Raw genomic sequence first — 5,707 nt, forward strand, 5'->3', positions numbered from 1 at the left:
AAATTCTGTACAATATTTGGCGAATAGTTGACTGAGGATGACGCTGAAATAAAGCCGTGATTAGATTTCCTCCTATATAAGGAATAGCACAGAAAACCCCCAGGATAGAACGCCATCGTTCCCAATTCAGCAAGGCGCGTCTGGCTGGATAAATGCGCCAGAATCGATTGACTGAACACATCATGGTGTTATCAATTCCGCTGATATCATGCCACCATCCGGCAGGCAAATAAAGGGTTTCTCCTCGTTCTAGAATGACCTCTTGTTTGTGTTCCAGGGCTTGGTTTAATTTAGGAAAGGTGTCAAAATCGGGATGGTCTAAGGAGACTCGACTAAAACAGCAACGCAACTTCATTCCATGACGTAAATGACCGAGGATGGGAAAGGGATAAAGATTGTAGGTTTGAGAGGGAGGAAACAAGACTATTTTTTTGACGCCATGGAGTTGAATCAAGGTGTTATCCAGGATATCGTAATGCAATCCAGAGCGATGGCTTCCTGAACCCATATACATTTTAAAGTCGGTGACAGGCTGAGTTAACCCCAGTTTGTCGCCTAAGGTTTTCCAGGTAGAGGTTTGGGTTAGTGGGGTAGTCTTGAGGGGTGCTTTGGCGAGATACAGATCATTCTCTTGCACTTTGTCATGGCGTAAAAGTTCAGCGTAATCCGAGAATCGCATTGTTTCTAAGGCGACACCACTACCGACACGGGAAGGTTTAGCCTCTCCACTGTTATACTTAGCCCACTGGTAATTACGCACCATAAACTGATGCTCGCCAATTTTTGCACAAAGATAATCCAGAGTCCAGTCTGGTTCATCGTCCAGCAATCCGGTAATCACAACAGGTGTCCCAGTTTGTTGATAGCGTTGACTAAAGGCTTCTGGCGTGAGGGTAGATATATCGACACGCGGTACAGAGGAAATCGAAAGGTTCATTGGCACATCAAACTCCTGAGAAAAGATTGTCGATGGTTAGGTAAGCTGCTGAAACGTCTAGCAGTCGGGAACATTTGAGAAACGGGAACAAAGACTAAACAAAGCGCATCTTGGCAAGGGTTAAACTCCATATTAAAGAGTAGGGGTGGAGGCGATATCCGAGATGATGTTGAAAACACTTGACAATTGATCAAAGAAGTGACCAAAATGATGAAATTTGTGATCGGTCATTGGCGAACAAGGATAGGAATCTGGACAACGACACGGTAGAAAAAGATACCATAAATTGCCGGAAAATGCCGGAAAAATTGCCAAAAACTGATTCTGCTAACCAGAAACGCCCAATATCCGCTCAATTTCAACTGGTGTGAGGATGTCATGTCAAACTATGTACTGCCCCTGTTAACCACGCTAACCCGACAGGTTAAAGCCAATTTCGTGAACAAGACGCATCAGACGGAGGCGGTACAGGAAAGGTTTCTGCTGAAGCTGTTGCGACAGTATGGTAACACCGAACTAGGGCGGAAATGGGGGTTGAGAGAGATTAGAACCATCGACCAATTTCGCGATCGCGTTCCGGTTCTGCCCTATAGTAGTTATGAACCCTACACAGAACGTATTTTCCAGGGTGAGTCGAATATATTAACCCCTGATCCCGTTGTCTATATCAATCTCACCAGTGGTTCCACGGGTGCAAAGAAGCTAATTCCCGTAACCAAGCGGTTTCAGAATTCCCTAAGAGGGGCTAATTTAACCAGTATGGGTTTTTTAGCCGATGCGCTGAGAGTTCGCCACCGTAAGTTTGGTAAACTATTGATTACTAACTCCGTGCAACCCCTGGGACAGACGCCAGAAGGGATTGGTTATGGTTATGCTAGTGTTGGCGTGCTGCGGATGGGGAAGTTTCTCTACCAACAACTGTTTGCCCATCCCTTTGAAACCCTGCAACCGGGGGATAGCCTCGCCCGCCATTACGTTTGCTTACTCTTTGCCCTACGCGATCGCACCATGAGGGGTATGATTGCTAATTTTCCCATGCTTCTGCTGCGGACGGCAAGTTATTTGGAAACCTACGCCGAAGATTTAATCCGGGATTTAGAAAAAGGGACAATAGCCGATTGGCTGGACTTAGAATCAGGGATTCGGTCACAATTAGAGCCTCAATGGTCTGCTTATCCGGAACGGGCGCGGGAACTACGAGACATTTTACACCAAGAAGGACGCCTAACTCCGAAACAAGTTTGGTCAGAGTTATCCTTTGTCGCCACTGCACGCGGCGGTACATCGGATTTTTACTTTCAGCGCTTTCCCGATTATTTTGGCGATACGCCTGTGTTTGGGGCGGTTTATTCCTCAGCAGAAGCCACATTTAGTATCTACCCTGATGTAGACACTGATGGGAGTATTTTGGCGATTGAAAGCGGTTTCTTTGAATTTGTTCCCGAAAACCAATGGGACGCCGAACATCCCAAAACCCTACTGGCGAATGAGGTGAAGGTTGGGGAAAACTATCGCCTCTTAACCACAAATTATAGTGGGTTTTATCGCTACGATATTGGCGACGTAATCGAAGTTGTTGGATTTTACAATAAAACGCCCTTAATTGTTTTCCGGTATCGTCGCGGCGGAACCCTGTCGGCTACTGCAGAGAAGACAACGGAACACCATGCAACTCAGGTGATGCAAGCCTTACAACAGGAATTTGACGTACCTTTAGAAGATTTTTGTCTCACCCTATCGGAGAGTATTGTCACCGCCCATTATTTAATTAATATTGAGTTAGCACCGGGTCAACGTTTGGACAATCCCCAAGCTTTCCTCGCCAGTTTTGACCGCAAACTGCAACAAGCCAATACGTCCTATGCGGTAAAACGACCTGATAATTATATCCCTGCGCCCCGCCTACGGATATTAGCACCGGGTAGTTTTGCCCTTGTGCGTCAGCGTCAGTTAGAACGCGGTGTTCCTGATTCTCAGTTGAAGTTTCCTCATATTAGCAATGATCGGCAATTTTTGGCAGGGTTAGAGGTGTTAGCGGAAATCAGATTACCAGAAGGAGATTAAAAAATTGTGTAGGGGCGGGTTTTACTATTATCTTTTCCCTTGCACCCAGATGTAAATAAACCCGCCCCGACTTAGGGTTATAGACTTCCCGTGAAAGGTTAGGAAGATAAGGGAACAAACAAATAATCAATGACCAATCACTAATGACTAAACACTATTGGAAATCTGCTATTCTAACAATTTTGTTAGGGAATCAAATTATCGGAATGGCTGCCGTTCGGGCGACAGAAAACCCAAAACGCACGGCTTGCCAAATCAAGAAAGAATTGGCTTGTGCTGGCGTGGTGATAACGCCTGATTCGCGATTTTTGGACGAATTAGTCACCCATTACCTTAACCGTATTCCTCTGGAAACTGCGCCACCTGACTTAACTGTAACCGAAGCCGAGCAAGTCCGCGATCGCTTCATAGAAAAACTCACTCCTATTTTAGGACAACGCATCGGATATAAAGCCGGACTCACAAATAAAACCGCGCAAGAACGGTTTAATATCTCCCATCCCTTACGCGGGATTCTCTTAGAACAAATGCTGCTACCCAGTGGGTCAATTGTACCCGCTAATTTTGGCGCACGTCCCCTGTTTGAAGGAGATTTAATCGTCAGAGTCGGAAGTGATGCAATTAATGAAGCCACAACTCGCCAAGAGGTTTTAGCCGCCTTAGATGCCGTCATTCCTTTTATAGAATTGCCAGATTTAATCTATGACTCTGGGGTAAAATTAGACGCCGCTGACCTAATTGCGATTAATGTGGGGGCGCGTTTAGGAATTGTGGGCGAACCGATTCCCCTGGCGGCTACTCCCGAATGGCAAGAACGGTTAGGTAAGATTCAAATAGTGATTTTAGATGAAACCGGAAAGGAATTAGCCACAGGTACAAGTAATGCATTATTAGAACATCCCTTAGACGTAGTTTTGTGGTTACGGGATGATTTAAAATCCGTAGGAAAGCGACTGAAGAAAGGTGATTTATTATCATTAGGAACAATAACACCCTTAATGCCCGTAGAATCCGGGAAAACCATTCGCGCCCAATACTTCGGCTTAACGGAACAGGATGCTGTTGAACTATCTGTAAGTTTTGAATAAAATCGGTTCGTAGTTGCGCTGTTTTCGCCCTAAGCGTTAAAACACCTACCATAAACGCTCAAGTCAGTTGCCATTTTATAGCAGTAGACACATCGATTAGGACAAACGAACTGTGGTAGAGACGTTGCATGCAACGTCTCTACCAAATGATGTGTCCTAACCGCTTCAGTATCAGGGCGCACGTCGGTGCGCCCCTACGGGAATCTGGGTTAAACATTGATAAAATAGTTCAATATATTATTATCTACTTACTGAATCTGTTAACTATCTATGGTTTCTTCAATTGATCCCCAATTAGCGATTCAAACCTCAACATCAAAACAACTTCCCCAACCGCCGAAATTTACCTCAAAAGAAGCGGAACGCCTGCACCGCCAACAACACTTAGCCGCCGCCTTCCGTCTATTTGCCCGCTACGGGTTTGATGAAGGAATTGCGGGACATATCACAGTGCGTGATCCTGAATTCACCGATCATTTCTGGGTCAATCCCTTTGGCATGTACTTCGGTCATATCCGGGTTTCTGATTTAATATTAGTCAACCATAACGGTAAAATTGTCAAGGGGGACAAACCTGTCAACGCCGCCGCCTTTGCAATTCACGCCCAAATTCACCAGGCTCGAACTGATGTTATCGCCGCCGCCCATGCTCATTCTCTCTATGGCAAAAGTTGGTCTACGCTGAAACGTCACCTTGACCCGATAACTCAGGATGCTTGTGCTTTCTATGAGGATCATGCCCTGTTTGAGGACTATACAGGTGTTGTTTTGAATACAAACGAAGGTGAACGTCTGGCGGAAACGTTAGGGAAGAAAAAAGCGATTATTCTGTGTAATCATGGTTTATTAACGGTGGGACATTCTGTCGATGAAGCCGCCTGGTGGTTCATCGCCATGGATAGATGTTGTCAAGCGCAATTGATGGCGGAAGCGGTGGGTAAACCTAAGTTGATTAATCCAGATACGGCGAAGTTGACCCATACTCAAGTGGGTTCTCATTCTTTGGGTTGGTTTAGCTTTCAACCCCTTTATGAGATGATGATTAAACAGGAACCCGATTTATTGGATTAAGTTTGGCACCATTGTAGAGACGTTGCATGCAACGTCTGGAACATACAGCAGTTTGCTCTACTATGCGGTACATTGTCGATCCCCCTCGCATCCCCCATGGAAAAAAAGCGAAGCATCCGCTGGCTTCCCCGTGCAAAAAACGCGAAGCAACATCTGGCTTCCCCGTGCAAAAAACGCGAAGCAACATCTGGCTTCCCCCTTTTTAAGGGGGACGGGAGGGGGATCTAAAAGGGAAGAGGGGGATCTGAAGGGGGACTTTGATCTACTGTACTTTATTACAGTGCTTTGCGCTGTAAATGATGTGTCCTAACAGCCATGGCGGTTGCTATAAAAACTTAGTCTGGGCGGGTTTTGTATAAAGGTGATCAGCAATCGCGACATGAAATTTCCTAAACCCGCCCCTACAACTATATTTTTGAGGGTTTTGTATAAAGGTGATCAGCAATCGCGACATGAAATTTCCTAAACCCGCCCCTACAACTATATTTTTGAGGGTTTTGTATAAAGGTGATCAGCAATCGCGACATGAAATTTCCTAAACCCGCCC

The 5,707-nt window shown here is 45.5% G+C and carries 6 protein-coding genes; 5 read left to right on the top strand and 1 reads right to left on the bottom strand.

Annotated elements, in window-relative coordinates; translation table 11 throughout:
- Positions 1–937, bottom strand: a 937-nt coding sequence (locus ACLFWI_RS25785) for a cupin-like domain-containing protein (protein WP_446415288.1), incomplete at its 3' end; no start/stop codon positions are given.
- A gap of 378 nt (positions 938–1,315) precedes the next feature.
- Between ACLFWI_RS25785 and ACLFWI_RS25790 the strand changes: the two genes are divergently transcribed.
- From ACLFWI_RS25790 to ACLFWI_RS25810, 5 genes are all read left to right on the top strand, one after another.
- Positions 1,316–3,001 (top strand): GH3 auxin-responsive promoter family protein, encoded by a 1,686-nt coding sequence (locus tag ACLFWI_RS25790; RefSeq protein ID WP_446415289.1) that lies wholly within the window; start codon positions 1,316–1,318, stop codon positions 2,999–3,001.
- A gap of 143 nt (positions 3,002–3,144) precedes the next feature.
- Positions 3,145–4,089 carry a 2-keto-4-pentenoate hydratase gene (locus tag ACLFWI_RS25795; protein WP_446415290.1) on the top strand — a complete coding sequence of 315 codons (945 nt, stop codon included), beginning with the start codon at positions 3,145–3,147 and terminating at the stop codon, positions 4,087–4,089.
- Between the two features lie 128 nt (positions 4,090–4,217).
- Positions 4,218–4,376, top strand: a complete 159-nt coding sequence (locus ACLFWI_RS25800) for a hypothetical protein (protein ID WP_446415291.1) — start codon at positions 4,218–4,220, stop codon at positions 4,374–4,376.
- Positions 4,360–5,160: a class II aldolase/adducin family protein gene (locus ACLFWI_RS25805; RefSeq protein WP_446415292.1), complete on the top strand. Its 801-nt coding sequence runs from the start codon at positions 4,360–4,362 to the stop codon at positions 5,158–5,160. The genes ACLFWI_RS25800 and ACLFWI_RS25805 overlap by 17 nt, the downstream gene beginning before the upstream one ends.
- A 26-nt stretch (positions 5,161–5,186) precedes the next feature.
- Positions 5,187–5,366 (top strand): hypothetical protein, encoded by a 180-nt coding sequence (locus tag ACLFWI_RS25810; protein WP_446415293.1) that lies wholly within the window; start codon positions 5,187–5,189, stop codon positions 5,364–5,366.
- The last annotated feature ends 341 nt before the right edge of the window (positions 5,367–5,707 follow it).

Origin of the sequence: Coleofasciculus sp., assembly GCF_046539235.1 — a bacterium.
Taxonomy (GTDB): Bacteria; Cyanobacteriota; Cyanobacteriia; order Cyanobacteriales; family Coleofasciculaceae; genus Coleofasciculus.

Bases quoted from the DNA above. Each gene is read 5' to 3' on its own strand.
- ACLFWI_RS25795 (WP_446415290.1), top strand. From the start codon at position 3,145: ATGACTAAACACTATTGGAAATCTGCTATTCTAACAATTTTGTTAGGG.
- ACLFWI_RS25810 (WP_446415293.1), top strand. From the start codon at position 5,187: ATGCAACGTCTGGAACATACAGCAGTTTGCTCTACTATGCGGTACATT.
- ACLFWI_RS25790 (WP_446415289.1), top strand. From the start codon at position 1,316: ATGTCAAACTATGTACTGCCCCTGTTAACCACGCTAACCCGACAGGTT.
- ACLFWI_RS25805 (WP_446415292.1), top strand. From the start codon at position 4,360: ATGGTTTCTTCAATTGATCCCCAATTAGCGATTCAAACCTCAACATCA.
- ACLFWI_RS25800 (WP_446415291.1), top strand. From the start codon at position 4,218: ATGCAACGTCTCTACCAAATGATGTGTCCTAACCGCTTCAGTATCAGG.